Source organism: Nocardia thraciensis, from assembly GCF_054782435.1.
The window spans coordinates 66,740-90,307 of sequence record NZ_BAAGSM010000029.1 but is presented as its reverse complement, the minus strand read 5'-3'; the positions used below and the strand labels follow the sequence as shown (position 1 = coordinate 90,307).

Below are 23,568 nucleotides of genomic sequence, written 5' to 3'. Positions count from 1 at the left end.
CTCATGACGTGGCTCTACAACGACCCGGCGGCATTCACCGAGGACATGCTGACCGGATTCCTCGACGCCAGCGCCGGATACGTGGCGGGCGTGCCCGGCGGCGTGGTCCGCGCGGCGCCCCCGCGAGCCGGGAAGGTCGCGGTGGTCGTCGGCGGGGGATCGGGACACTACCCGGCGTTCTGCGGGGTGGTGGGCCCCGGATTCGCCGACGGCGCCGTGGTCGGGAACATCTTCACCTCGCCCTCGGCGGCGGACGCGGCCTCGGTCGCCCGCGCCGCGCACGGTGGCGCGGGCGTGCTGCTCACCACCGGGAATTACGCGGGTGACGTGATGAATTTCGGTCTAGCGGTCGAACAGCTGGCGGCCGAGGGGATTCCCGCGCGGTACTTCGCGGTCACCGACGACATCGCGAGCGCACCCGCCGGTGAGGAAGAGAAGAGGCGCGGAATCGCAGGCGACTTCACGGTTTTCAAATGCGCGAGCGCGGCGGCCGAAGCGGGTTACGACCTCGACGGCGTGGCACGAGTGGCGGCTTTGGCCAACGACAACACCCGTACGCTCGGCGTCGCCTTCGACGGGTGCACGCTCCCGGGTGCGGCGGGACCGTTGTTCACGGTCGAGCGGGGAACCATGGGCCTGGGCCTCGGAATCCACGGCGAGCCCGGCGTGGCCTCGCACGAGATGCCGACCGCCGCCGAACTCGGCGAACTGCTCGTATCGGGCGTGCTGAACGAACGGCCGCCGGATGCCGGGACGCGAATCGCGGTGATCCTCAACGGACTCGGGCGCACGAAGTACGAGGAGCTGTTCGTGGTCTGGGGAACGGTGGCGCCGCTGCTGCGCGCCGCGGGCTACACCGTGGTCGGCCCCGAGGTCGGCGAACTGGTGACCAGCCTCGACATGGCGGGATGTTCACTGACCGTCATGTGGCTCGACGAGGAGCTGGAGCGATTCTGGGCCGCCCCCGCCGACACCCCCGCCTTCCGCCGCGGGAATGTGGACGGTCGGCGACGAGGTGCTGGCGGGACGGCGGCCGACGGAGCGGATATCAACGGCGCGGGTGCGGACGGTGCCGCCGACCCTGGCCGGGAATATGCCTCGGCCGCAGCACGATCGGCTGCCGCGGATTCGACGCCGGGGGCCAGGGCACAGGGCTCGGCGGCGCGGGACTGCGGGGCCGCCATCGCGCGGGCGCTGCGTGTGGTCGCCGCGGAAATGATTGTCGCAGAGGAGGAATTGGGCAGAATCGATGCGGTCGCGGGGGATGGCGACCACGGCCGCGGGATGGTTCGCGGCACGGCGGCGGCGAGCGCGGCGGCCGACGCCGCCGTAGCGCGGGGCGCGGGACCGCACGGGGTGCTGCGGGCGGCCGGGGATGCCTGGGCCGCGCAGGCCGGTGGCACCTCGGGAGTGCTCTGGGGCGCGGGGCTGACCGCCGTGGGCGCGCGACTCGGCGATGTGGGTGATCCCGCTGCCACGGAAATCGTTGCGGCACTGCGGGAGGGATACGACGCACTGACCCGCCTCGGCAAGGCGCGGCCCGGCGACAAGACCATGCTCGACGCCCTGCTGCCATTCCTCGAGGCCGTGGAGCGCGGCGAAAGCTGGCGTGCGGCAGCGGATATCGCGGAGACGGCGGCCCGGGCCACCGCGACCATGCGCCCCCGGATCGGCCGCGCCCGTCCCCTGGCCGACCGCAGTGTCGGCAGCCCCGACGCGGGCGCGATCTCCTTGGCCCTTTGCATCCGCACAGCCCTCGGCACGTTCGAAACCGTTGCTGCGGCGGAGGTCGCAGCCGACGTGAGGTCAGCGGAGACCGGTACCGCCGGACCCCGCGCCGCGGAGGGAGCGCGGTGATGAGCGGCGGACTGCGGGTCGTGGTCGGGTGTGATGATGCCGGGCTCGACTACAAGAGTGCGATCAAGGCGGATCTGGAGGGCGACGAGCGGGTGGCGGAGGTGCTCGATGTCGGCGTCGACGATGGCGAGCACACCGACTACCCCCATGTCGCGGTGACCGCGGCGCGTATGGTTGCCGAGGGGCGGGCCGATCGCGCGCTGCTGGTGTGCGGCACCGGGCTCGGCGTAGCTATCAGCGCGAACAAGGTCCCCGGGATCCGGGCCGTCACCGCGCACGACAGCTTCTCGGTGGAACGCTCGGTGCTCAGCAACAACGCGCAGGTGCTGTGCTTCGGGCAGCGCGTCGTCGGCCTGGAGTTGGCCCGCCGCCTCGCCAGGGAGTGGCTCGGCTACCGCTTCGACCCCGAGTCCGCCTCGGCCGCGAAGGTCGCCGCGATCGGGAGGTACGAGGACGGCTGAGGGGTAAGGTCGGCGGCGTGACGGTTGCCGAGGACTTTCTCCTGCTCGCCTACGACGACACCGGCAGGCCGCGCGTGGACGGCACCAAGCTGAAGGCGGCGCCCACTTCCCGCACCCCGTACACGTTCTCGCACCCCCTGCATGTGCTGTAACGGGTGCGGGAACGAACCAGGGGTGCGCGAACTTTGGGCTCTGCCGACCGGTAGGCGGGCGGTGTGGTTACTATGTGCACAGCTGGGGATTGACGACGGTCGGAGGGGGCCGATGGTTGGAATTGTGCCGGTGCTCGAGACCTCCGAGCATGAGATCGGCGGGCTGCGTTGTGCCGTATTCGACAGTGGGCCAGCGGAATCCGGGGAGGCCGTGGTGTTCGTGCACGGCAATCCCGGGCCGATGGACGACTGGGCGGAGCTGGCGCCCGGGATCGCGGGATTCGCGCGCGTGATCGCCATGGATATGCCTGGTTTCGGGCGGGCCGAGCGGCCGCCGCGGTCCTTCGACCACAGTGTCGCCGGATACGCCGGCTACCTCGGCGGGCTACTCGACCGGCTCGGTGTCGAGCGGGCGCACCTGGTCCTGCACGACTTCGGCGGGCCGTGGGGGCTGCGGTGGGCGCTGGACCATCCGGAGCGGACGGCGAGCCTCACGCTGGTCAACTGCGGTGTGCTCGACGGGTACCGCTGGCACCGGTACGCCCGGATCTGGCAGCTGCCGGTGCTCGGCGAACTGTTCCAGCTGGCGAGCACGCGGCGCGCCCTGCACGCCGCGCTCAACCACGACAATCCCGTCCCGCTGCCCCGGTCCTACGTCGATCGCGTCGACGGCTATTCGGACTGGGGGCACAAGCGGGCGGTGCTGCGGCTCTACCGCGCGTCGCGCGATCCGGCGGGGGCGTTCCCGGAGCGGGACGCGGGCATCGCGGCGGACGGCCTCCCGGTCTGCGTGATCTGGGGCGCGGGCGACCCGTACATCCCGGTGCGTTTTGCCGAGCGGCAGCGAAACTACTTCCCGGAGGCCGAGATCCACGTCCTCGAGGGGCTGGGGCACTGGCCGTTCATCGACGATGCGCAGGCGGTCCGCACGCCGTTGGAAGGGTTTCTGCGCAAGCACGTCCGGCGCTGAAACCGGTGTGCGGGAACAAGTCCAGCGGCCGGGACGTTCGAGGGGACATGGCGAAACCGTTCACGGAGGCCGAACGTCAGGAGTTCCTCGCGGGCAAGCGCATCGGTGTGCTGTCGGTCGCGGCGAACGACGGGCGTCCGCCCGCGACCGTCCCGATCTGGTACGACTACACCCCCGGCGGCGACATCCGGATCAATACCGGCGCCGAGCGCCGCAAGGCCCGGCTGATCCGCGAGGCCGGTGTGGTGACGCTGACGGTGCAGCGCGAGGAGCTGCCGTACCAGTACGTCATCGTCGAGGGCACCGTCGTCGACGCGGCCACCCCCTCGCCGAGGGAGGTGCGGGAGGCCATCGCCGTCCGCTACCTCGGCCCGGAGGGCGGCCGCGAGTTCGCCGCCAAGATGGACGGCACCACATCCGTGCTGTTCACCATCCGCCCGGACCGCTGGTTCTCCCAGGACTACTCCGGCGACCTCTGAGACCGCACGCCCGGACGGCGGGCGCGAGCACCTCGGCACACCACTCGCGGAAGTGGTGGCGCTCGCGGTCCGCGGGGTGCGCCGCACCGAACCCGTCCAGCGACTGCCGCCGATAGCGAACCGGGCGGCCGAGTACGTCGGACATGATGTGCGCCAGGTCGTTCGGCGAAAGATCCTCCGGGCCCAGTACCGGTACCCCGCCGTCCCGGTCCACGAGCGGTCGAGCAGCCGGCTCGCGGCTGCCGCGGCGATATCGCGGGTGGCGACGACCGGCGCGGCGCGATCGGGCGCACCGGTGCCGGTGAAGACGCCGGCGTCGCGGATCGGCGCGACCTGGTGCGGAACTTCCTGGAGATCGCCGCGGGCGACGCTTCGGCGCTGACCTGTGCGGGCCGACTGTTGACTGTGCCGCTACGGCACGGAGTGCACTGTCGACGACACAGGTGAGGTCGTCGACCTCCCACACAGAAATCGGGGAGACCGCAATGGTTCGACAGGACAGGGCAGGCCGGGTATCGGTCGTGCTCGCGATGACGGTCCTCGCGGGTGCGCTCGCCGCACCGGCTTCGGCCGGGGGCGGCGGCGGGGCGGGGCTGGAATGGGGTGCGTGTCCGGACAAGGTCGCGGCCGAGTCGCCCGAATTGCGGTGCGCCACAGTGTCGGTGCCGCTGGACTACGCCGCGCCGGACGGGCCCGCGATCGACCTCATGATATCCAGACTGGCGAGCAGGAACCCGGATGAGCGCCGCGGCGTGCTGCTGCTGAATCCGGGCGGGCCGGGTGGGTCCGGATTGACGTTCGGATCGTTCCTCGCCGCGCACGGGCTGCCGCCCGCGGTCACCGACAGCTACGACCTGATCGGCATGGACACCCGGGGCATCGGCTACTCCGCGCCGGTGAGCTGCGGATTCACCCCGGATATGGCCTACACCGGCAATATCCCGCCGTATGCCGTCGACGACGCGGCGGTCGCCGAGCGGGCCCGGGTCGCCGAGAATGTCGCCGACCGGTGCGCGGCGAACGACCGGGAGGGCCGGATGCGCGAGGTGTCGACGGCGAATATGGCCCGCGACCTGGACCGGATCCGGGCGGCGCTCGGCGAGGAGAAGGCCAGCTACTATGGGGCCTCCTACGGCTCGGCGCTCGGCGCCGCGTACGCGTCGATGTTCCCGGAGCGGGCCGACCGGGTCGTGCTCGACAGCAACCTGGCGGACACCCACCTCGACCAGGACGGGATCCGCCGGTTCGGCCTCGGCGCCGAGGACACGTTCCCGGACTTCGCGGACTGGGCGGCGCGGCGGGACGGCGACTACCACCTGGGTCGGACGCCGGAGGCCGTGCGCGCCACCTACTTCGATCTGGCGGCGCGCCTCGACCGGGCTCCGATGCCCGAAGTCGACGGCCGCGCCTTCCGGTTCATCACCTACTTCGGACTCTACGGCCCGAGCAAATACGCCGCGACGGCGGACATCTGGCGGTCGGTGCGCGACGGCGACGGTGCGGGGGTGCAACGGACGCTGACGGGCGGAGGCTCGGCGCCGAGTCCGACGGAACCGCATACGATCGATAACTCATGGTCGGTGTTCATGGCGGTGACGTGCAACGATGTCGCCTGGCCGCGGGGCGTCGAGCCGTACCGCAGGGCCGTCGCCGAGGACCGGGAGAAGTATCCGCTCTATGGTGCGGCCGCCGCCAATGTCATGCCGTGCGCCTTCTGGCACAGTCCACCGGCCGAGCCGCCGGTGCGGGTGGACGCCGCGGGGCCGAGCAACGTGCTGCTCGTGCAGAATCTGCGCGATCCGGTGACACCGCACCGGAATGCGGAACTGTTGCGGGCGAAGTTCGGCGACCGGGCGCGGCTGGTGAGCATCGACCAGAGCGGCCACGGCGCCTACGTCAACCATGACAACGCCTGCTCGAAATCGACGACTACGGACTTCTTGGTCGGCGGAAAGATGCCCGTCGACGATACGTTCTGCGCGGCGGACTGAACCGGGTCAGGCCCGCGACAAGGCGGGCCAGGCGACCGGATCGATGGCGAGCCACGGTGCGGCGGCGATGGCCGGAGGCGTGATACCGGCGAGAGCCCTGGTCTCGCGGTGCAGGTGGGACTGATCGGCGTAGCCGCACGCCGCCGCGACCAGCGCGGGTCCGCCGCCAGACGGGCGCGACCTCGGGATCGACGCCCGGCGTGGCCAGGTGCGGGCGGAGCGTCTCGGCCACGATCGCGAACCGGTCATCCCACGACGAGGCGGCGCGCAGCCGGTCCCGGGAGCCGTTCGGCCTCGCTGCCCAAACCACTTCCAGGCCAACGCTGTTCCCGCTGAGTTCGGCGGCCGCGCCCAGGACGGCGGCGGCCGTGACCGGTGAGAGGCGGACCTGCAGACAGCCGCCGCCGAGCCGCCCGCGTGTGCGGAGCTCACCGCGAAATCCAGCAGCAGCCCACTCGTGGCCCCGGGCGCCTCGAGGATCGGCATGTGACCGACGCCGGACAGCGTCTCGATCCGTGCGCCGGGCACGATCTCGTAGTCGCGCACCGACGACGGGCGCCACTTGGGGTCGGCGACCATGCTCGCTCGCGGATCGCCTGTCTTGAACGAATGTTCCCGTCGGAACGCCTTCGACACGCGCTGTGGCGCACGGGAATCGACGGCTACGCCGCCGTAGCTGCGGGCGACGAGCGCGGAGCGGAGGTACCGGAGTCCGCTGGCTTGGGTGGGGTCGAAGCCTGTCGAGTTGTGACTCGTCCCAACGGGCGAGCTGGACACCGGTCTCATTACCCAAAGTTTGCTGGCCGATTCGTGGGCGTCCCGGCGCCCACCTACCGTCGGCAGCGGCCCGACTTTCGGCGCGGTGACACCACTATCGGCGGCTTGTGTCCTTCGGGGAGGGCGAAACACCATGGATCGGAACCACACGGACGAGGACGACAGTCGGCATCCGCGCCCGTCTACCTCGAAGGACCCCGGAACATTGATACAGATCGGCCTGGAACTGGCCCTGGTGCTGCTCGACGCATCCGATGCCGTGACCTCCGATTTGCTGGATCGGCTCGAGCACGCCGCCGCGGAATGCGCGCGCAGCGCGGTGCCGATCGAAACGGTGCTGCACGCCATCCACGAGAGCATCGCGACCATGATCGAACAGCTCGGCGACGACCCCGTCCGGGCGGGCCGGTCTATCGACGCCTCCGCCGTGGTGCGAGTGCTGGACGTGCTCACCTCGACGGTTTCCCGCGGTTACGTGCACGAACTCCGACAGGGCTAGTTTCTGCCATTGACAAATGGCACATGATGGACTGATGCTTGGCGGCATGACGAAGACGAGGTCAACGGCGACCGTCTCGGCAGTACCGGCGGCACCGTCGCTCCCGGCCCGTATCGCGGCCGCGGCGTCGGTGGTGGGGCTGCGGCAGCTCAACGCGCTGCTGCCGCAGAACCGTGCGGGTATCTGGGCCGGGCGCGGACTGATCGCCGCCATCATGGCCGCATTCGGACCGCCGCCACCGGGCACGCACGTGACGACCCTGCGCTCGGGCGGGGTCCGCGGCGAGTGGGTCCGGGCGCCCGGGGTCCAACAGGGCGAGCGCGCGATCTACTTCATCCATGGCAGCGGCTATGTGGTCTGCTCGGCGCGCACCCATCGGGGGCTGGCCGCGCGGTTGTCGCGCGAGACCGGATTGCCGGTGTTCCTCGTCGACTATCGCCTGGCGCCCGAGCATCGCTTCCCGGCCGCCGCCGCGGATGTCGAGGCCGGTTACCGCTGGCTGCTGGCGCACGGCTACCGGCCCGAGCACCTGGTGGTGGGCGGTGACTCCGCGGGTGGGCACCTGGCCCTGGATCTGCTGCTCGAGAATCTGCGGTCCGCGACCTCGCAGCCCGCCGGGGTGTTCATGTTCTCGCCGCTGCTGGACCTGTCGCTGACCCTCGCCGAGGAGCAGGATCGGCGCCGCCCGGACCCCATGGCCCCGGCGCGGGTCGGCCGCCGCCTCGTCGCGCTGTACACCGAGGGGCAGCCCGAGGATTCGCCGCGGCTGCGGCTGACGATCCCGTCCGGCGCGGCCCTGCCGCCGCTGTTCGTGCAGGCGAGCGCGGAGGAGATGCTGTCCGGCGATGCCCGGCAGCTGCGGGATATGGCCGCGGCGGCGGGCGCGCGGTGCGAACTCGAACTGTGGCCCGGCCGGATTCACGTCTTCCAGGCGCTGCCGCTGCTGGCGCCGGAGGCCCATGCCGCGCTGCGCCATACCGCCGCATTCGTCGAACAGGCTCTGGCGCAGGCGGATTCGACGACACGGGAGCGGGTGAGCTGACCATGTGGGTGCTCGACAATCTTCGGATCGCGCTGGGCGGGCCGCGCCGCTCGCACAACGCACGGGCCGTCGTGACCGGCGCGGGCAGCGGCATCGGGCGCGCCTTCGCCCTCGAGCTGGCCGCCCGCGGCGGCGAGGTGATCTGCGCGGATATCGACAAGGACCGCGCGGACGACACCGTCGCGCTGATCGACCGCACACACGGTCGCCGGGCGCACGCGGTGTTCTGCGACGTCTCCCGGCGCGAGGACGTGGAGAGCCTCGCCCTGCACGCCGAGCTGATCTTCGGTCGCGCCCCCACCCTGGTGATCAACAACGCCGGGGTCGGCATCGGTGGAAAACCGGTGGGGGAGATCGGATTCGACGACTGGCAGTGGGCGCTGGGCATCAATCTGTGGGGCGTGGTGCACGGCTGCGAGCTGTTCGCGCCGCAGCTGCGGGCCGCGGGCGGGGGCGGCATCATCAATGTCGCCTCGGCGGCGGGTTTCACCGCCGCGCCCACCATGGGTCCCTACAACGTCTCCAAGGCCGGGGTGCTGTCGCTGTCGGAGACGATGGCCGCGGAGCTGTCGGGCAGCGGCGTCGCGGTCACGGTGCTGTGCCCGACGTTCGTGCGGACGAACGTCGCGCGCGACGGCCGGATCACCGCCACATCCATGCGCCTGGCCGAGAACCTCATGCGCTGGACGGGTTTCACGCCCGAGCACGTCGCCCGGATGACCCTCGACGCGCACGATCGCGGGCGGCTGTACGTGCTGCCGCAGCTCGACGCCACCGTCATCTGGCATCTCAAGCGGCACTTCCCCACCCTCTATACCCACGGTCTCGGCGTCCTGAATCGGCTACTGCCGCAGGAGAACCCGGCGGCGCACGCCCCGGGCGCCGGACCGGATCGCACCACAGAGAAGAAGACAGGAGTCTGACATGTCTTTCGACTTCGACAGCATGCTGGCCAAAATCAAGGGCCGCCAGTGGGCCCTGGCAGATATCGACTGGGACGCGCCGGGCGCCGAACTCATCGAACCCGATCTGCACGCCAAGCTGAAGCCGTTCATGGCGGACCTGATGTGGATCGAGAACGTCGGCGCCCGCGGTTTCGCGGCCATGGCGCAGAAGGCGCCGACCGACACGCTGAAGGAGATCTACCGCTATTTCCACGCCGAGGAGCAGCGGCACGCCAATGCCGAACTGGCCCTGATGCGCCGCTGGGGGATGCTCGACGGCGACGAGATCCCGGAGCCGAACATCAACGTCAAGCTGGTGATCGACTTCCTGGACAAGCACTCCGACGAGATGTCGCTGTCGTTCCTGGGCACCGTCATCCCGATGCTCGAGGTGGCGTTGGACGGCGCGCTGATCAAGTTCATCACCGACGAGATCGCCGATCCGGTGGCGCAGGAGGTGTTCAAGAAGATCAACGCCGACGAATCCCGGCATCTGGCCACCGATTACGCGGTGATGGAGCTGCTCGGGCACGCCACGGCCCGCAAGCTGTTCATCGATCTGGTAGGCGGCTGGGTGAAGCCGTCGTTCCTCGTCGGCGTGCTCAGCTATGTGCCGCTGCTGAACAAGATGCGTGACAACATCGTCGAGATGGGCGTCGACGAGGAGAAGCTTTACGCCGCGATGCGGCGGTTCAAGGCCGTCGGCGAGCGCACGCCGATCGCCAACCGCGTGCCGATGTACCGGATCGTGAAGATGCACAGCGGCTGGGTGATCAACCGCCGCCACCCCTACCATCTGTTCGCCGACGCCATGGTCAAGCTGACCGCGCGCGTCCCGGACCGCTTCCTGGGGCCGCAGCCGACGTGGTCGAAGGAACTGACCTACGAGCCGGTCGCATGAACTCGGCGAACAAGCCGCTGGACGTGGCGATCATCGGCGCCGGGTTCGCCGGTATCGGCGCGGCGATCCGGTTGCGGCAGCGGGGGGTCGGCAACTATGCGATCTTCGAGCGCGGGGAGCGGGTCGGCGGCACCTGGCGCGACAACACCTATCCCGGTGCCGCGTGCGATATTCCGTCGCGGCTGTACTCCTACAGCTTCGCGCCCAACCCCGAATGGTCGCAGACCTATTCCGGCAGTGCGGAGATCCTCGGCTACATCGAATCGATGGTGGACGAGTTCGGCATCCGCCCGCGGATCCGCTTCGGCCACACCGTCACCGGGCTCGTCTACGACGAGGCGAACGGATGGTGGGAGGTAGCTTTCGCCGGTCGTCGCCGAAAGGTGCAGGCGCGCACCGTGGTGCTGGCCGCCGGTCCGCTGGCCAACGCCGGATTCCCCGACATCCCCGGCATCGACGACTACGAGGGCCACAAGATCCACAGTGCCCGTTGGGATCACGACTACGACTTCACCGGTAAGAAGGTGGCCGTGATCGGTACCGGCGCGAGCGCGGTGCAGATCATTCCCGAACTAGTCCGGCGGGCCGGGTCGGTGAAGGTGTACCAGCGCACGCCCGGCTGGGTGCTGCCGCGCGTGAACCGGCGCACCAACGCCGTCACCCGGCAGCTGTACCGCCAGGTGCCGCTCACCCAGCGCCTGGCCCGGCAGGCCTGGTTCTGGGGCCACGAGTCGGTGGCGCTCGGGGTGGTGTGGAACTCGCCGCTGACCCGGGTGGTCGAATCGGTCGCGACGATGCATCTGCGCAGCCAGGTCCGCGATCCGTGGCTGCGCCGCCAGCTGACGCCCGACTTCCGGGCGGGCTGCAAGCGGCTGCTGCTGAGCAACGACTACTACCCGGCGCTGCAGCGCGAGAACTGCACCCTGGTGACGTGGCCGATCGCCCGCATCGCCCCGCGGGGGATCCGCACCGCGGAGGGCATCGAGCACCGCGCCGACTGCATCGTCTTCGCCACCGGATTCGAGGTGTCCAAGCAGGGCACCCCGATCCCGGTGGCGGGGCGCGGCGGCCGACTGCTCGCCGACGAGTGGGCCGGTGGCGCCTACGCGTACAAGAGCGTCACCGTCGCGGGCTATCCGAATCTGTTCCTCACTTTCGGGCCGAACTCGGGCCCCGGGCACAACTCGGCGCTGGTCTACATGGAGGCGCAGATCGACTACCTCACCGAGGCGATCGGGCTCGTCGTGGACCGCGGGCTGCGGTCGCTCGAGGTGCGCCGCGATCGGCAGGACCGCTACAACCGGCGGCTGCAGCGGCGGCTGACGGCCACCACGTGGAACTCCGGTTGCCGCAGCTGGTACCTCACCGAGGACGGCTTCAACCCGACCATGTACCCCGGCTTCGGCACGCAGTACACCCGGCAGCTGGCCCGGGTGGACCCGGACGATTTCGTCCTGACGCCGGGCGCGGCCGAGGGCGCGGGTTCGGGCGCCCGGACGGTCGCCGCCCTCGGCTGAGTCAGCGCAGCGAGCCGGTCGCCTTCGACCGGCTCGGCTGGACTAGTGTTCACCGCGGCGAAACACCGGCGCAGGGGAAGGACGGGCGAGGCGACGATGACGGAATACCGTATCGACGATCTCGCCCGCGCCGCCGGGACCACCAGTCGCAACGTACGCGCCTACCAGGAGCGCGGACTGCTGCCGCCCCCGGTCCGGCGCGTCGGCCGCGCGCTGATCTACGACGACTCGCACCTGGAGCGGCTGCGGATCATCGATACGCTGTTGCAGCGCGGATTCACCACCGCCCACATCGCCGACTTCATCACCAGCTGGGAGACCGGCAAAGACCTCACCGAGGTCCTCGGACTACAGCGCGCGGTCACCGCGACCTGGGGGAAAGCCGAAGCGGCGGTCGAGGTTCCGCGCGAACTGGTCGAGACCTTCCTCGGCGCGGACGCCGCCGATCCCGACCTCCTGGACCGGCTGGCGGAGCTGGATCTGCTTCGCCTGCACGAGGATACGGTGGAATTCACCGAACCGCAGCTGCTGGAGACGTTCGCCGAACTGCACGGCTACGGCTTCGGCCTGCGCGGCGTGGCCGACCTGCACGCCACCGTGGTCGGCCATCTCGACGACATCGCGCACGAGATGGTGGCCGCCGCCCGCAACCACATCGTCGAACGGCACGGCCCGGGCTGGCTGCCCGACACCGATGCGGAGATCGCCGAGACCACCGCCATGATCAATCATCTGCGCGATCTCGGCGTCACGGCCGTGCACCGCAGCCTCGCCCGGGCGCTGGACCGGGTGCTGCACGACGAACTCGGCGCCTACCTCGCCACCGCGGTGGGGCGGCGCGGCGACAACGGCTGAGCCGCCCCGTGTTCGCCCCGCTTCGCACCGTCGCCGCGCGGACGCTGTCCGTGGCCGGCTTGCTGATCTCGGCGGGCGCGCTGAGCGGTTGCGGGACCGACGGCCCGGTGTCCGACCACGAATCCGACTACGCGGCGATCGGCGATCCGATCGCGGTCACCTCCGACGGCGGGATCTACCTGCTGGACGGGGAGTCGCTCGCGCTGGCCGACGAGGTGAAGCTGGAGGGATTCGACCGCCTGTTCCAGGTCGGCGACGGCCATCACCTGATGGTGTCGACCCGGGACGGCTTCCGGGTCCTCGACGCCGTGCACGGGGAGCTGGCCGAGATCGCCTTCCCGGCCGCCGAACCCGGCGAGGCGGTGTCGCACGCCGGGCGTGTCGCGCTGTTCGCCGACGGCAGCGGCGAGGTCACGATCTTCGATTCGGCGCGGCTCGCGGACGGACCCCCGCGGACCGAGGTATACCGCACCGCCGCTGGGCACCAGGGCGTGGCCGTTCCGCTGTCCACCGGGGGACTGGTGGTGACCCTCGGGGCCGGGGCACATCGCACCGGTATCGCGGTGCTGGACGCCGACCGCGGGGAGATCGCCCGCAACGAGGACTGCCCGGGCGTGCGCGGCGCGGCCACGGTCCGGGGCGAGGCCGTGGTCCTCGGGTGCGACAACGGCGCCCTGATCTACCGCGACGGCGTCATCACCAAGGTCACGGCGCCCGCGCCGGTCGGCCGCATCGGCGCCCTGGTGGGCACGGACGCCTCGCCGATCGCGCTCGGCGACTACCGGCGGGGTGCGGAAACCGAACGGCCACAGCAGGTCGCGCTGATCGACACCCGCGACGGGAGCCTGCGGCCGGTGGAGTTGGGGACCGGCTACACCTACCGCTCGCTGGCGCGCGGCCCGCGCGGCGAGGGGCTGGTGCTGGGTGCCGACGGGCGCATCCACGTCATCGATCCGGTGGCGGGCGCGGTCGTGGGGAGCATTGCGGTGATCGAGCCCTGGGAACAGCCGCGGCGGCAGCAGCCGCGCCCGGCGCTGTTCGTGCGCGGCACCGACGCCTACGTCTGCGACTCCACGACCCGCAGGGTGATCCGGGTCGATCTGGTCGCTCGTACGGTCGAGGCCGCGGCCACGCTGCCCGGGATCCCGAACGAGCTGGTGGGAACCGCGGGGCGGTGAATGGTCCGCCTCACTGCTGGATGTGGGGCGTGGCGGACCACAGCTCGGCGTTCGGCAGGTCGGCGAGCGCTTCGGTGACATTGTCATCGATGTGCACGTCGATGCCGTGGCGAGCGAGTTCGGTGGCGACGCGGGCCGCGATCGACGGGGAGGCGCGGTAGTTGAGCACCGCACCGCCCTGCGGGAACCGCATCTGCACATGGACTGTGTTGGGTATTTCGGCCATTTGCCGCCACATCACCAGGTCGTCGTTGCGGGGTCGTTGTCGCGAAATCGTCGTGCTGTGAGGTGTTGCGGTAGGTCTCGTTGCGTCCGCACTATTGCGTCCAGCATCTTTCGAGCAAACTTCAGTGTAGCGGGCGGACGTTCCGGCGTCACCCGGCAGTTTCGGTCGAATCCGGCATAGCCGCCAAACACCAAGCACTTGTTAGGGTTTCGCTCACATGGGAGTTCTCGTACCGGCGTGGCGCTCGGGTGGCGGCGACGGACCCGGGCGGTTAAGCTCGTGCCCGAGTTTCGAAAATGCCTGTCTACCTGGACGTTTGATGACCTCCGGTGACGACGGGCCGGTAATCCTCCCTGTTGGTTGGGGCGTGAGGTGCGGGAGTTGGCGGACACAGTGAAGTCGGCTGGTGCGGAGTCCGATACAGGGCTCGACGCGGCATCCGGTGCGGCTCCCGATCGGAGCGCTCGCTCCAGCTACTGGGCGCTGGCGGCCTGCGTGCTCGTGACCGGGGCCGCCGCGGCCGCCGCGGTGCGCAGCGCGCCCGAGGAGTTCAGAATCCCGCTGGCCAGCGGCCTGGCCGTCGTGGCGGTGGTGCTGTGCGCCGCGGTCACCGCGGCCGTGTACCAGCGCGCGCAAGCCGGACGGTATCGGGAGGCGGCCGCGCGTGCCGACGAGGCGAGCGCGGCGGCGGCCGCCGAGGCCGCGGCCCGCATCGCCGCCGCCGACGAGGCGGTCGCGCGGCACGCGCACGAACAGCAGCGCAGCGAGGGGCGGCGGGTGGCCGCGCTGTCCGCCTTCGCCGGGGCCGCCGGTCGCATGCAGGCGATGACCACCGGCATGCTGGCCGAACTGCGCGAGATGGAGCACCGGCACGCGGACTCGCGTGTGCTCGCCGATCTGCTCCAGCTGGACCACCGCACCGCCCAGGCGGGACGGCTGGCCGACAGCATCGCGGTGCTCAGCGGCGCCCGGACCGGCCGCCGCTGGGCGAAACCCATTGCCATGGAATCGATTCTGCGCGGCGCGATGGGCCGCGTGGCCGGATATCAGCGGGTGCGGCTGCGGGCCGTCGCCGGTGTCGGCGTCGCGGGGCACGCCGCCGAGGGCGTGATGCACGCGCTGGCGGAACTGCTCGACAACGCGTGCAACTTCTCGCCGCCGACGACCGAGGTGCACGTCTACGCCGCCGAGGTCCCGGCCGGTGCGGTGATCACGATCGAGGACAGCGGCCTGGTGATGAGCGAATCGGCGCTGCGCCGCGCCGAGCGGGCCGTCTCCGGCGCCGACGCCGAAAGCCGCGGGGGAGTGGACCTTTCGTCGCTGACCGGAACCCGGTTCGGACTCGCGGTGGTCGGGCATCTGGCGCGCAAGCACGGCCTCACGGTGTCCTACCGGCCCTCGGCCATCGGCGGCACCGCCGTGGTGGTGATCGTGCCGCGGGACCTGATCACGCGCGCCGACGGAGTCGATCGGACCTCGGATCGGACGCTGGCGGCCGGGCCGCCCGCCTCGATCACCACCCCTGCCACCGAGACTCGCGAACTGCCGGTGGCGAATTCGGACAACGAGGCGTTCTCCGTCGGCGCCGCGGCCTCCGGCGCCGCGGCGGCGGACATCAGGGTGGGGCGGCACCGGGGCGCGCCCGCGATCATGGAGTCGCGGCTGCCAAAGCGCCGCCGCGGCAGCACGCTCGCCGCCGTGCACCCCGAGGGCGTGCCCGCCGCGAACGACGCGGCGCCCGCCAGCGCCACGCCCACACCGACGGTCTCGCGACCGGCGGCGTCGGCGATGGGCGCCTTCCAGCGTGCCGTCACCGGGCGCAACCCGGGGGACGAGCAGCCCGAGACCGCTGCCGCACCACATTTTTCCGAGCAGTCGGTGGCCGCGGAGAAGACAGTCGTGCAACAGACAACCGAGCCGGTCGGGTCGGGGAACGCTCCCGCTGGCGGAGTGGAGAACGATCGATGACAACGTCCGCGCCCGCGCAGCTGGGCTGGCTGCTCGAGAAACTGCTGACCCGCACCCCGCAGACCCGGCACGCCCTGCTGCTGTCCAGCGACGGGCTCAAGATCTGCCACACCCAGGAGCTGTCGGTCGACCGGGCCGATCAGCTGGCCGCCATCGCCGCCGGAATACAGAGCCTGTCGCACGGCGCGTCCGTCGAATTCGGTTCGGCGCGCAGCGGCGTGCGGCAGTCCATGACCGAGTTCTATGGCGGCATCCTGTTCATCGTCGAGGCCGGGATGGGCGCGCACATCGCCGTCATCGCCGCCGAGGAGGCCGACGCCGGGCTGGTCGGGCACAACATGCGCGAGCTGGTGGAGCAGCTGGGCGAGTATCTCGCGGCCGCCCCGCGCGGCCGGGGAACGCCGTGAGCAGATCGGTCCGGGACGAGAGCCCGGACCGCCTGTACACGCTGACCGGCGGCCGCGCCAAGCCCGATTCGGACGCGTTCGACCTGGTCACCCTCGTCGTCAGCGAATGCGATCCGACCCCGGGAATGCAGTCGGAGCTGGTGGCCATCCTCGATATGTGCCGCGCGCCGACCGCCGTGGTCGAGATCGCCGCGGAGCTACGGGTGCCGGTCGGCATCGCGACCGTGCTGCTGGCCGACCTGCTGCACGCGGGCCGGATCACCGTGCGGCATCCGCATACGGGTGCGGCCGGGAACCGCGGTGACACAGCGTATTCCGGTGACACATGGGTTTCGGTAACAGACGCCGCCACTTTGGAGAAGGTGCTCGTTGGACTCCGTCAGCTTTGATCAGCCACCCGCACGGGCCGACGCGCCGCTGGACAGCACGATCAGCCAGGGGCTGAAGATCGTCATCGTGGGCGGGTTCGGCGTCGGGAAGACGACGATGGTGCGCTCGGTCAGCGAGATCCGCCCCCTCGACACCGAGGCGACGATGACGAATATCGGTGTCGGCGTGGACGATCCGGTCGGCGCGCCGGGCAAGTCGACCACCACGGTGGCCTTCGACTTCGGGCGCATCACCCTCGACGCCGAGAATGTGCTGTACCTGTTCGGCGCGCCGGGCCAGGAGCGGTTCTGGTTCCTCTGGGACCGCCTGTTCGGCGGCGCGCTCGGCGCCATCGTGCTGGTCGACCCGCGTCGCATCACCGACTGCTGGTATGCCATCGACCGGCTGGAGCACCAGGGCACTCGATTCGTGGTGGCGTGCAACGACTTCGGCGGCCCCTCGTACCATCCGAACGAGATCCGCGAGGCCCTGGACCTCGATCCACAGGTGCCGCTGCTCGACTGCGACGCCCGCTCCCGGAGTTCGTGCAAGCGGGTGCTGATCACCCTGGTCGAACATCTGCACACCGCCGCCCGCAATGCCGCCGCCCGCGTCCCGGAGACCGCGCCATGAGCACGCCCCGCCTCGATCCCGACGGTGTCGCCCGCTGCCCGGTGTCGCCCGAATCCCGGATGGTGCCGCTGAGCGGACCGCGCTTCCACACCGACCCGCAGCACCTCTACGCCGAGATGCGCCGCGAGCACGGCCCGGTGGTCGCGGTGGAACTGCCCGGCGGTTTCCCGGCCTGGCTGGTCATCGGCTACCGCGAACTGCACCAGGTGACCAGCGATCCGGAACTGTTCCCGCGCAACGTCGCCCTGTGGAACCAGTGGCCGAAGGTACCCGACGACTGGCCGCTGCTGCCGATGGTGGGACGGCCCATGCCCTCGATCTACTTCACCGCGGGCGGCGAGCACCGCCGACACGTGGCCATGGTGGAGCCGGCGCTGGAATCGGTGGATCCGTTCGAGCTCCGGCGCACCTGCGAGGACCTGGCCGATCGGCTGATCGATGCCTTCTGCGGCCGCGGCGAGGCCGACCTGATGGCCGAATTCGCCGAGCCGCTACCGGTTCTCGCGCTGGCCGCGATCCTCGGCTTTCCGGACGAGGAGGCGCCGGAGCTGGCGTGGGTGATGAGGAAGCTGGCCGACGGCGGCGCCGACGCGCAAGCGGCGTTCCAGCGCTTCAACGAGTTGATGCGCCACACGGTGGCGACGAAGAAGGCGGCGATCGCGCAGGGGCTGCCGGGCTCGGACCTGGTGTCGGTGATGCTGCGGCATCCGCAGCCCTTCACCGACGAGGAGTACGTGCTCGATCTGCAGGCCGTCGTCGCGGCCGGTCACCTCCCCACCGCCGACTGGCTGGTGAACTCGCTGCGGCTGATGCTCACCGACGAGCGGTTCGCGGCGGCCTTCGGCGGCGGCCGCCGCAGCGTCGGGCAGGCCATGAACGAGGCGCTCTGGGAGGACACGCCCACCCAGATCCTGGCCGGGCGCTGGGCGGCGCGCGACGCGCGTCTGGCGGACAAGGTGATTCGCGCGGGCGACCTGCTGCTGCTCGGCCTGGCCGCGGCCAACGCCGATCCGCACGTGCGCCAGCACCTCGGCGGCGCCGCCGAACCCGCGCACACCGGCAACAGCGCGCATTTCGCCTTCAGCCACGGCGAGTACCGGTGCCCGTTCCCGGCCCAGCAGATCGCCGAGATCATCGCACGCACCGGGATCGAGGTGCTGCTGGACCGGCTGCCCGATATCGATCTGGCCGTGCCCGCCGCGAACCTGGTGCGGCGGCCGTCGCCGTTCCTGCGCGGAATGACCTCTCTCCCAGTTCATTTCACTCCCGTTCGCGCGGTCGGAGGTAGCCGGTGAAGTCGCAGTGCCCACTTGTCGTGGATCCGATGATCGGCGATCTCGCCGGGGAGACCGCGCACCTGCGCGACAGCGGCCCGGTCACGCGGATCGAGCTGCTCGGGGTGCCCGCCTGGACCATCACCGATCACGCGCTCGCGCGGCGGCTGCTGGTCGACCCGCGGCTGGTCAAGGATCTGGAGGCGTGGTCGCTGTGGACCTCCGGGGCGGTGACCCGGCAGTGGCCGCTGATCGGAATGATCGACGCGGGCCGGTCCATGTTCACCGTCGACGGAGCCGAGCATCGGCGGTTACGGATCAAGACCACCCAGGCGCTCACCCCGCGGCGGCTCGAGGCGCTGCGGCCGATGATCGAACGGTTCACCGCGGAACTGCTCGACGACCTGGCCGCCGCGGGCGCCGGGGGCGAAACCGTGGACCTGAAGGCGGTGTTCGCGTATCCGTTGCCCATGCGGGTGATCAGCGAGCTGATGGGGGTGCCGCGGTCCGACCACCCGATGCTGCTGGAGTCGTACAAGAAGTTCTTCTCCGTGCTGACCCCGCAGGACGAGCGGCTGCGGGTGATCGCGGACTTGGACGTGTACTACCGCGACATGGTGCGGGAGAAGACGGCCCGGTTGCGCGCCGGGTCGCCCGCCGACGACCTCACCACCGCGCTCATCCAGGCCGACGAGGGCGGCGAGCCGCTGACCGAGGAGGAGGTGACGGGGAACCTGAAGGCGCTGGTCGCGGCCGGGCACGAGACCACCGTCAGCCTCCTGCTGTGCGCGGTGCGGGCCCTGTTGACCCATCCCGGGCAGTTCGATGCGGTCCGCCGCGGCGAGATCGAGTGGAAGCAGGTGATCGAGGAGACGCTGCGCTGGGACGGCCCGGTGATCCACCTGCTGATGCGGTTCGCCACCGAGGACATCGCCGTGGGTGACATCGTGATCGAGAAGGGCGAAGGGGTCGTGATGTCCTACCGCGCGATCGGCCGCGACACCGCGGTGCACGGCCCCGACGCCGACGACTTCGACGCCACCCGCCCGACCGCGGGCCGCAACATCTCCTTCGGCTACGGTCCGCACGTCTGCCCCGGCGCCGCACTGGCCCGCCTGGAGGCGGCGGTCGCCCTCCCGGCCCTGTTCGCACGCTTTCCCGAGCTGCGCCTCGCGGTCCCGGCGGGAGATCTCGCCAATCTCCCGGTGCTCACCCAGAACGACATTGCGGCCTTCCCCGCGACATTGAGCTGAGTCACGGTCCGTGATCCCGTCCCGTACGGGCGATTCGTGACAGACTTGCCGGCGTGAGTGGGCTTGCTGATTCTGCCGCCGGTGCGAACGACACGGGTGCTCCGCCGCCCCCGGATCGGGGGACGTTGATCGGGCGGGGCACGCTCTGGCTCGCGAAATGGGCGGTGTGCGTCGTCGCGATCGCGGCGGGCGGCTGGGTGCTGCAGATTCTCCTGGCGAAGCTGTGGGTGGTGGTGCTGCCGGTGCTGCTGGCGATCGTGGTCGCCACGGTGCTGTGGCCGCCCACGCGCCTTTTGACCCGGCACGGTTTTCCACCCGCCGCGGCCGCGGCGGTGACGGTGCTCGGCTTCCTCGCGCTGTTCGCCGGTGTCGTGGCGCTGATCGTGCCCTCGGTGGTGGACCAGGCGCCGGAGCTGGCCGACCGGTCGACCGACGGCGTGCACAAGGTGCGCGACTGGCTGCAGGGGCCGCCGCTGAGAATCGGTGACGAGCAACTGAATTCGGGCGTGGACGCGATCGTGTCCCGGCTGCAGTCCAGCTCGGAGCGGATCGCGAGCGGCGTATTCACCGGGGTCAGCGCGGCGACCTCGGCGATCATCACGATGCTGCTGGTCCTGGTGCTGTCGTTCTTCTTCATCAAGGACGGCCCGAAGCTCCTGCCGTGGCTGCACGCCATGTTCGGCAATCGCAGCGGGCGGCACTTCGAGGAGGTGCTGAACCGGGTCTGGGCGACGCTCGGCGGCTTCATCCGGACCCAGGCGCTGGTGAGCCTGATCGACGCCGTGTTCATCGGCGCGGGACTGTTCATCCTGCATGTGCCGCTGGCGATGGTGCTCGCGGTGATCACCTTCATCGGCGGCTTCATCCCGATGGTCGGCGCCTTCGTCGCGGGTGCGCTGGCGGTGCTGGTCGCGCTGGTCGCCAACGGCGTCACCACGGCGCTGATCGTGCTCGGCATCATCATCGCGGTGCAGCAGCTGGAAGGCAATGTGCTGCAGCCGGTCCTGCAGAGCCGCAGCATGAAGTTGCACGCCGTCGTCGTGCTGCTCGCCGTCACCGCCGGTGGCTCGCTGTACGGGATCGTCGGGGCGTTCCTGGCGGTGCCCGTCGCCGCGGTGGGCGCGGTGGTGCTCCGGTACGTGGGCGAGCAGATGGATGTGCTCGCCACGCCCGCGGCCGAGGCGGCGGACGAATCGCCAGCGGACGAGACGGCGCCGGAGGAGACGGTGCAGGACGCGGGCGCCGCGAGTACGGAGTAGGGCACACCGGACCGACGACTGGGGCGCGCCACAGGATCTTTGCCGACGTAACAAACGATTGGGTGAATTCTCAACTGGCGCAAACCATTAGGCGACGGCCATCGGTGGTCCGGCTTACACTCGCGAGCGTGAGCATTCCCACAGAACCCATCGGCAGCATTCCGCGGCCCGCTGATCTGCTGGCGGCCATGACATCACACGGTGCGGGCGAGGTGGACGACGCCGCGCTCGCCGCGATTCAGGAGCGCGCGGTCTCGGACACCCTCGCGGCACTGACCTCCCTCGGCTCGCCGGTCGTCACCGACGGCGAACAGTCCAAGCCGAGCTTCGCCACCTATCCGATCGCCGGGCTGCCCGGGCTGGCGCCCGACGGCGCAGTCATCCCGTTCGCGGACGGGCACCAGCGCCAACTGCCGCGCCTCACCGCCGGGCCGTTCCGGTACCAGGTGTACGCGGAGAGCTACCTCCGTGCGGCACAACGGCATTCGAAGGCGCCGATGAAGCAGGCGGTGATCGCGCCGTCCGCGCTGAGCCTGTTGTACCCGGCCGACGGTATCGACGGGTACAGCCGCGAGCGGTTCCTGGCGGATCTGGCCGACGAGGCCGAGAAGGATATCCGCGGCTGCCTCGGCGCGGGCGCGTACGTGGTGCAGGTGGACTTCACCGAGGGTCGGTTGTCGCTGAAGCTGGATCCCAGCGGGGGCGTGCTCGACAGCTTCATCGAGCTGAACAATAGTGTGCTGGAACGGTTTTCGGAGGCCGAGCGCGCGCGGATCGGCGTGCACACCTGCCCCGGCGGGGATCAGGACTCCACGCACAGCCTCGACGTCGACTACACGGCACTGCTGCCGAAGCTGTTGCAGCTGAAGGCCGGTGCGTTCTATGTGCAGCTCGCGAGCGAGCCGGATCCGGACAAGATCCTCGCGGTGATCGCCGAGCACCTGCCCGCCGCGGCCCGCATCTTCGTGGGCGTCACCGATCCCATCGATCCGCGGGTCGAGACCCCGGAGGAGGTTCGCGACCGGGTGCTGAACGCCGCCCGCTACCTGCCCGCCGACCGCCTGGGCACCTGCGACGACTGCGGATTCGCGCCGTTCGCCGACGACGTCTCCACCTCGCGCGAGATCGCCTTCGCCAAGATCCGCGCCCGGGTCGCCGGAACCGCCCTGGCTGCAACGGAATTGGGGATCTGACGGCCCGGCGTACGCCGGGAAGACGGAGAGTCGGGAGGACGGAGATTCGGGAAGACGGAGAGTCGCAGCGGGATGAGAGGTCCCGCTGCGAGCGATCCCGTGGTGGTCAGACAGCCGGCGCGGTGAGAACGACCGGGAGCGCGGTGAGGCCGCGGATCAACAGGCTCTTGCGCCAGGACAATTCGCCGAACTCGCCGTCCAGCGCGAGGTCGGGGAACCGGTCCAGCAGCCGGGTGAGCGCGATGGTGGCCTCCATCCGCGCCAGCGCGGCGCCGACGCAGAAGTGGATCCCGTGCCCGAAGGCCACGTGCCGGTTGTCCTCGCGTCCGGCATCGATCCGGTCCGGTTCGGCGAAGCGCGCCGGATCGCGGTTGACCGCCGCGAGGGAGATCATGATGAACTCGCCCGCGTCGATGTGCTGGTCTCCCAGCGTGATCGGCGCGGTGGTGTAGCGGGCCGTGGCCAGGTGGACCGGCCCCTGGCAGCGGAGCAGCTCCTCGAGGTAGGCGGGGATCTCGTCGGGACGCGCCCGCAGCCGCGCGGCCGTCGGCGGATCGCGCAGCAGTTCGAGCACCGCGTTGCCGATCAGGTTCACGGTGGTCTCGTGGCCCGCCGCCAGCAGCAGCAACATCAGCGAGATGAGTTCCTGCTGATCGAGCCGGTCGTCGTCGTCCTTCGCGACGATGAGCTCCGAGAGCAGATCGGCGCCGGGATGCTCGCGGCGCGCGGCGATCAGCTCGTTCAGGTAGGTGAAGAAGGCGACACCGGCGGTGGTGCGCTCCTCGATACTGGCCGAGTCGTTGACGATAACGGCTGTCCAGGAACGGAAGTCGTCCTTGTCGTCGTCGGGCACGCCCAGCAGTTCGCAGATCACCGCGATCGGCAACGGGAAGGCATAGCTGTCGAGCAGGTCCGCGCGGTTCCGTCCACCCATGGCGTCGAGCAGGTCGTCGGCGATCGCGGTGATGCGCGGACCGAGGTCGCGGATGGCGCGTCCGGCGAAGGCCGGAGCCACCAGCCGACGCAGCCGGGTGTGCTGCGGCGGATCGGCGAACAGCATGTTGTCGTTGATGGCGCCGTTGATCATCTCGGCCGCACCGTTTTTCGCCAGCACGGCCTGGCCCTCCGCGGATCCGACGTTCTTGCTGATGCTCGGCTCCACGAAGGCCTGCTTGGCCACATCGTGATCCACGATCAGCCACCCGAGCACGCCGTCCAGTTCGATCCGGTGGATGGGCCCGCGTCGCCGCAGCGTCCGGTAGACCGCATGCGGGTCCTGGTAGAACTCGTCGGTCAGCTCGAGGACCTCGGCCGCGGCCGTCACGAGCGGCCGCCGGTCGTTCGAGAAATAGGTGTGCGGGGG

At 70.5% G+C, this 23,568-nt stretch carries 24 protein-coding genes; 21 read left to right on the top strand and 3 right to left on the bottom strand.

Annotated elements, in window-relative coordinates:
- Positions 1-3 precede the first annotated feature (3 nt).
- From ACYVLQ_RS20110 to ACYVLQ_RS20085, 6 genes are all read left to right on the top strand, one after another.
- A complete protein-coding gene (locus tag ACYVLQ_RS20110) occupies positions 4-1,857 on the top strand; it encodes a dihydroxyacetone kinase family protein (protein ID WP_460699045.1) in 1,854 nt (617 codons plus the stop codon).
- A complete protein-coding gene (locus ACYVLQ_RS20105) occupies positions 1,857-2,318 on the top strand; it encodes a ribose-5-phosphate isomerase (RefSeq protein ID WP_460699044.1) in 462 nt (153 codons plus the stop codon). The genes ACYVLQ_RS20110 and ACYVLQ_RS20105 overlap by 1 nt, the downstream gene beginning before the upstream one ends.
- 17 nt (positions 2,319-2,335) lie before the next feature.
- On the top strand, positions 2,336-2,470 hold the full coding sequence (locus tag ACYVLQ_RS20100) for a hypothetical protein (protein WP_460699043.1): 135 nt from the start codon (positions 2,336-2,338) through the stop codon (positions 2,468-2,470).
- Between the two features lie 112 nt (positions 2,471-2,582).
- Complete coding sequence (locus ACYVLQ_RS20095; protein ID WP_460699042.1) at positions 2,583-3,440, top strand: alpha/beta fold hydrolase; 858 nt, start codon at positions 2,583-2,585, stop codon at positions 3,438-3,440.
- A 47-nt stretch (positions 3,441-3,487) separates the two neighbouring features.
- Positions 3,488-3,919: a pyridoxamine 5'-phosphate oxidase family protein gene (locus ACYVLQ_RS20090; RefSeq protein WP_460699041.1), complete on the top strand. Its 432-nt coding sequence runs from the start codon at positions 3,488-3,490 to the stop codon at positions 3,917-3,919.
- A gap of 485 nt (positions 3,920-4,404) precedes the next feature.
- A complete protein-coding gene (locus ACYVLQ_RS20085) occupies positions 4,405-5,910 on the top strand; it encodes an alpha/beta hydrolase (protein WP_460699040.1) in 1,506 nt (501 codons plus the stop codon).
- A 6-nt stretch (positions 5,911-5,916) separates the two neighbouring features.
- Here ACYVLQ_RS20085 and ACYVLQ_RS20080 read toward each other — a convergent pair whose 3' ends face one another.
- A complete protein-coding gene (locus ACYVLQ_RS20080) occupies positions 5,917-6,159 on the bottom strand; it encodes a hypothetical protein (protein WP_460699039.1) in 243 nt (80 codons plus the stop codon).
- A gap of 661 nt (positions 6,160-6,820) precedes the next feature.
- Between ACYVLQ_RS20080 and ACYVLQ_RS20075 the strand changes: the two genes are divergently transcribed.
- The 7 genes from ACYVLQ_RS20075 (at position 6,821) to ACYVLQ_RS20045 (ending at position 13,623) form a co-directional block, all read left to right on the top strand.
- Positions 6,821-7,186: a hypothetical protein gene (locus ACYVLQ_RS20075; protein ID WP_460699038.1), complete on the top strand. Its 366-nt coding sequence runs from the start codon at positions 6,821-6,823 to the stop codon at positions 7,184-7,186.
- Positions 7,187-7,232: 46 nt separating this feature from the next.
- Entirely contained in the window at positions 7,233-8,228 is a 996-nt protein-coding gene (locus tag ACYVLQ_RS20070) for an alpha/beta hydrolase (protein WP_460699037.1), read from the top strand.
- A gap of 2 nt (positions 8,229-8,230) precedes the next feature.
- Complete coding sequence (locus ACYVLQ_RS20065; protein WP_460699036.1) at positions 8,231-9,151, top strand: SDR family NAD(P)-dependent oxidoreductase; 921 nt, start codon at positions 8,231-8,233, stop codon at positions 9,149-9,151.
- 1 nt (position 9,152) lies between these two features.
- Complete coding sequence (locus ACYVLQ_RS20060; RefSeq protein WP_460699035.1) at positions 9,153-10,073, top strand: ferritin-like domain-containing protein; 921 nt, start codon at positions 9,153-9,155, stop codon at positions 10,071-10,073.
- Positions 10,070-11,590: a flavin-containing monooxygenase gene (locus ACYVLQ_RS20055; protein WP_460699034.1), complete on the top strand. Its 1,521-nt coding sequence runs from the start codon at positions 10,070-10,072 to the stop codon at positions 11,588-11,590. Before ACYVLQ_RS20060 ends, ACYVLQ_RS20055 begins: the two co-directional genes overlap by 4 nt.
- Before the next feature lie 96 nt (positions 11,591-11,686).
- Positions 11,687-12,445, top strand: a complete 759-nt coding sequence (locus ACYVLQ_RS20050) for a MerR family transcriptional regulator (protein WP_460699033.1) — start codon at positions 11,687-11,689, stop codon at positions 12,443-12,445.
- 8 nt (positions 12,446-12,453) lie between these two features.
- Positions 12,454-13,623, top strand: coding sequence for a hypothetical protein (locus tag ACYVLQ_RS20045; protein ID WP_460699032.1), 1,170 nt, complete (start codon positions 12,454-12,456; stop codon positions 13,621-13,623).
- Positions 13,624-13,633: 10 nt separating this feature from the next.
- Here the strand turns inward: ACYVLQ_RS20045 and ACYVLQ_RS20040 are convergent, their stop codons facing one another.
- A complete protein-coding gene (locus tag ACYVLQ_RS20040; RefSeq protein WP_460699031.1) occupies positions 13,634-13,849 on the bottom strand; it encodes a hypothetical protein in 216 nt (71 codons plus the stop codon).
- A 381-nt stretch (positions 13,850-14,230) separates the two neighbouring features.
- Here ACYVLQ_RS20040 and ACYVLQ_RS20035 point away from each other — a divergent pair, with 381 nt between their 5' ends.
- The 8 genes from ACYVLQ_RS20035 (at position 14,231) to ACYVLQ_RS20000 (ending at position 22,205) form a co-directional block, all read left to right on the top strand.
- On the top strand, positions 14,231-15,817 hold the full coding sequence (locus tag ACYVLQ_RS20035; protein WP_460699030.1) for a sensor histidine kinase: 1,587 nt from the start codon (positions 14,231-14,233) through the stop codon (positions 15,815-15,817).
- On the top strand, positions 15,814-16,224 hold the full coding sequence (locus tag ACYVLQ_RS20030) for a roadblock/LC7 domain-containing protein (RefSeq protein ID WP_460699029.1): 411 nt from the start codon (positions 15,814-15,816) through the stop codon (positions 16,222-16,224). The genes ACYVLQ_RS20035 and ACYVLQ_RS20030 overlap by 4 nt, the downstream gene beginning before the upstream one ends.
- The gene (locus ACYVLQ_RS20025; protein WP_460699028.1) at positions 16,221-16,613 is read left to right on the top strand and encodes a DUF742 domain-containing protein; all 393 of its coding nucleotides are present in this window, start codon (positions 16,221-16,223) and stop codon (positions 16,611-16,613) included. The genes ACYVLQ_RS20030 and ACYVLQ_RS20025 overlap by 4 nt, the downstream gene beginning before the upstream one ends.
- Positions 16,614-16,641: 28 nt before the next feature.
- Entirely contained in the window at positions 16,642-17,226 is a 585-nt protein-coding gene (locus tag ACYVLQ_RS20020; protein WP_460699060.1) for a GTP-binding protein, read from the top strand.
- Positions 17,223-18,521, top strand: coding sequence for a cytochrome P450 family protein (locus ACYVLQ_RS20015; protein ID WP_460699027.1), 1,299 nt, complete (start codon positions 17,223-17,225; stop codon positions 18,519-18,521). Before ACYVLQ_RS20020 ends, ACYVLQ_RS20015 begins: the two co-directional genes overlap by 4 nt.
- Positions 18,518-19,753 carry a cytochrome P450 family protein gene (locus ACYVLQ_RS20010; RefSeq protein WP_460699026.1) on the top strand — a complete coding sequence of 412 codons (1,236 nt, stop codon included), beginning with the start codon at positions 18,518-18,520 and terminating at the stop codon, positions 19,751-19,753. The genes ACYVLQ_RS20015 and ACYVLQ_RS20010 overlap by 4 nt, the downstream gene beginning before the upstream one ends.
- 53 nt (positions 19,754-19,806) lie before the next feature.
- The gene (locus ACYVLQ_RS20005) at positions 19,807-21,012 is read left to right on the top strand and encodes an AI-2E family transporter (protein ID WP_460699025.1); all 1,206 of its coding nucleotides are present in this window, start codon (positions 19,807-19,809) and stop codon (positions 21,010-21,012) included.
- Positions 21,013-21,140: 128 nt separating this feature from the next.
- On the top strand, positions 21,141-22,205 hold the full coding sequence (locus ACYVLQ_RS20000; protein WP_460699024.1) for a cobalamin-independent methionine synthase II family protein: 1,065 nt from the start codon (positions 21,141-21,143) through the stop codon (positions 22,203-22,205).
- 106 nt (positions 22,206-22,311) lie between these two features.
- Here ACYVLQ_RS20000 and ACYVLQ_RS19995 read toward each other — a convergent pair whose 3' ends face one another.
- Positions 22,312-23,529: a cytochrome P450 family protein gene (locus tag ACYVLQ_RS19995; RefSeq protein ID WP_460699023.1), complete on the bottom strand. Its 1,218-nt coding sequence runs from the start codon at positions 23,527-23,529 to the stop codon at positions 22,312-22,314.
- Positions 23,530-23,568 lie beyond the last annotated feature (39 nt).

Excerpts from the sequence above, each read along its gene's own strand:
- ACYVLQ_RS20110 (WP_460699045.1), top strand. The coding sequence starts at position 4 with ATGACGTGGCTCTACAACGACCCGGCGGCATTCACCGAGGACATGCTG.
- ACYVLQ_RS20105 (WP_460699044.1), top strand. The coding sequence starts at position 1,857 with ATGAGCGGCGGACTGCGGGTCGTGGTCGGGTGTGATGATGCCGGGCTC.
- ACYVLQ_RS20095 (WP_460699042.1), top strand. The coding sequence starts at position 2,583 with ATGGTTGGAATTGTGCCGGTGCTCGAGACCTCCGAGCATGAGATCGGC.
- ACYVLQ_RS20090 (WP_460699041.1), top strand. The coding sequence starts at position 3,488 with ATGGCGAAACCGTTCACGGAGGCCGAACGTCAGGAGTTCCTCGCGGGC.
- ACYVLQ_RS20085 (WP_460699040.1), top strand. The coding sequence starts at position 4,405 with ATGGTTCGACAGGACAGGGCAGGCCGGGTATCGGTCGTGCTCGCGATG.
- ACYVLQ_RS20080 (WP_460699039.1), bottom strand. The coding sequence starts at position 6,159 with ATGACCGGTTCGCGATCGTGGCCGAGACGCTCCGCCCGCACCTGGCCA.
- ACYVLQ_RS20075 (WP_460699038.1), top strand. The coding sequence starts at position 6,821 with ATGGATCGGAACCACACGGACGAGGACGACAGTCGGCATCCGCGCCCG.
- ACYVLQ_RS20070 (WP_460699037.1), top strand. The coding sequence starts at position 7,233 with ATGACGAAGACGAGGTCAACGGCGACCGTCTCGGCAGTACCGGCGGCA.
- ACYVLQ_RS20065 (WP_460699036.1), top strand. The coding sequence starts at position 8,231 with ATGTGGGTGCTCGACAATCTTCGGATCGCGCTGGGCGGGCCGCGCCGC.
- ACYVLQ_RS20060 (WP_460699035.1), top strand. The coding sequence starts at position 9,153 with ATGTCTTTCGACTTCGACAGCATGCTGGCCAAAATCAAGGGCCGCCAG.
- ACYVLQ_RS20055 (WP_460699034.1), top strand. The coding sequence starts at position 10,070 with ATGAACTCGGCGAACAAGCCGCTGGACGTGGCGATCATCGGCGCCGGG.
- ACYVLQ_RS20050 (WP_460699033.1), top strand. The coding sequence starts at position 11,687 with ATGACGGAATACCGTATCGACGATCTCGCCCGCGCCGCCGGGACCACC.
- ACYVLQ_RS20040 (WP_460699031.1), bottom strand. The coding sequence starts at position 13,849 with ATGGCCGAAATACCCAACACAGTCCATGTGCAGATGCGGTTCCCGCAG.
- ACYVLQ_RS20030 (WP_460699029.1), top strand. The coding sequence starts at position 15,814 with ATGACAACGTCCGCGCCCGCGCAGCTGGGCTGGCTGCTCGAGAAACTG.
- ACYVLQ_RS20015 (WP_460699027.1), top strand. The coding sequence starts at position 17,223 with ATGAGCACGCCCCGCCTCGATCCCGACGGTGTCGCCCGCTGCCCGGTG.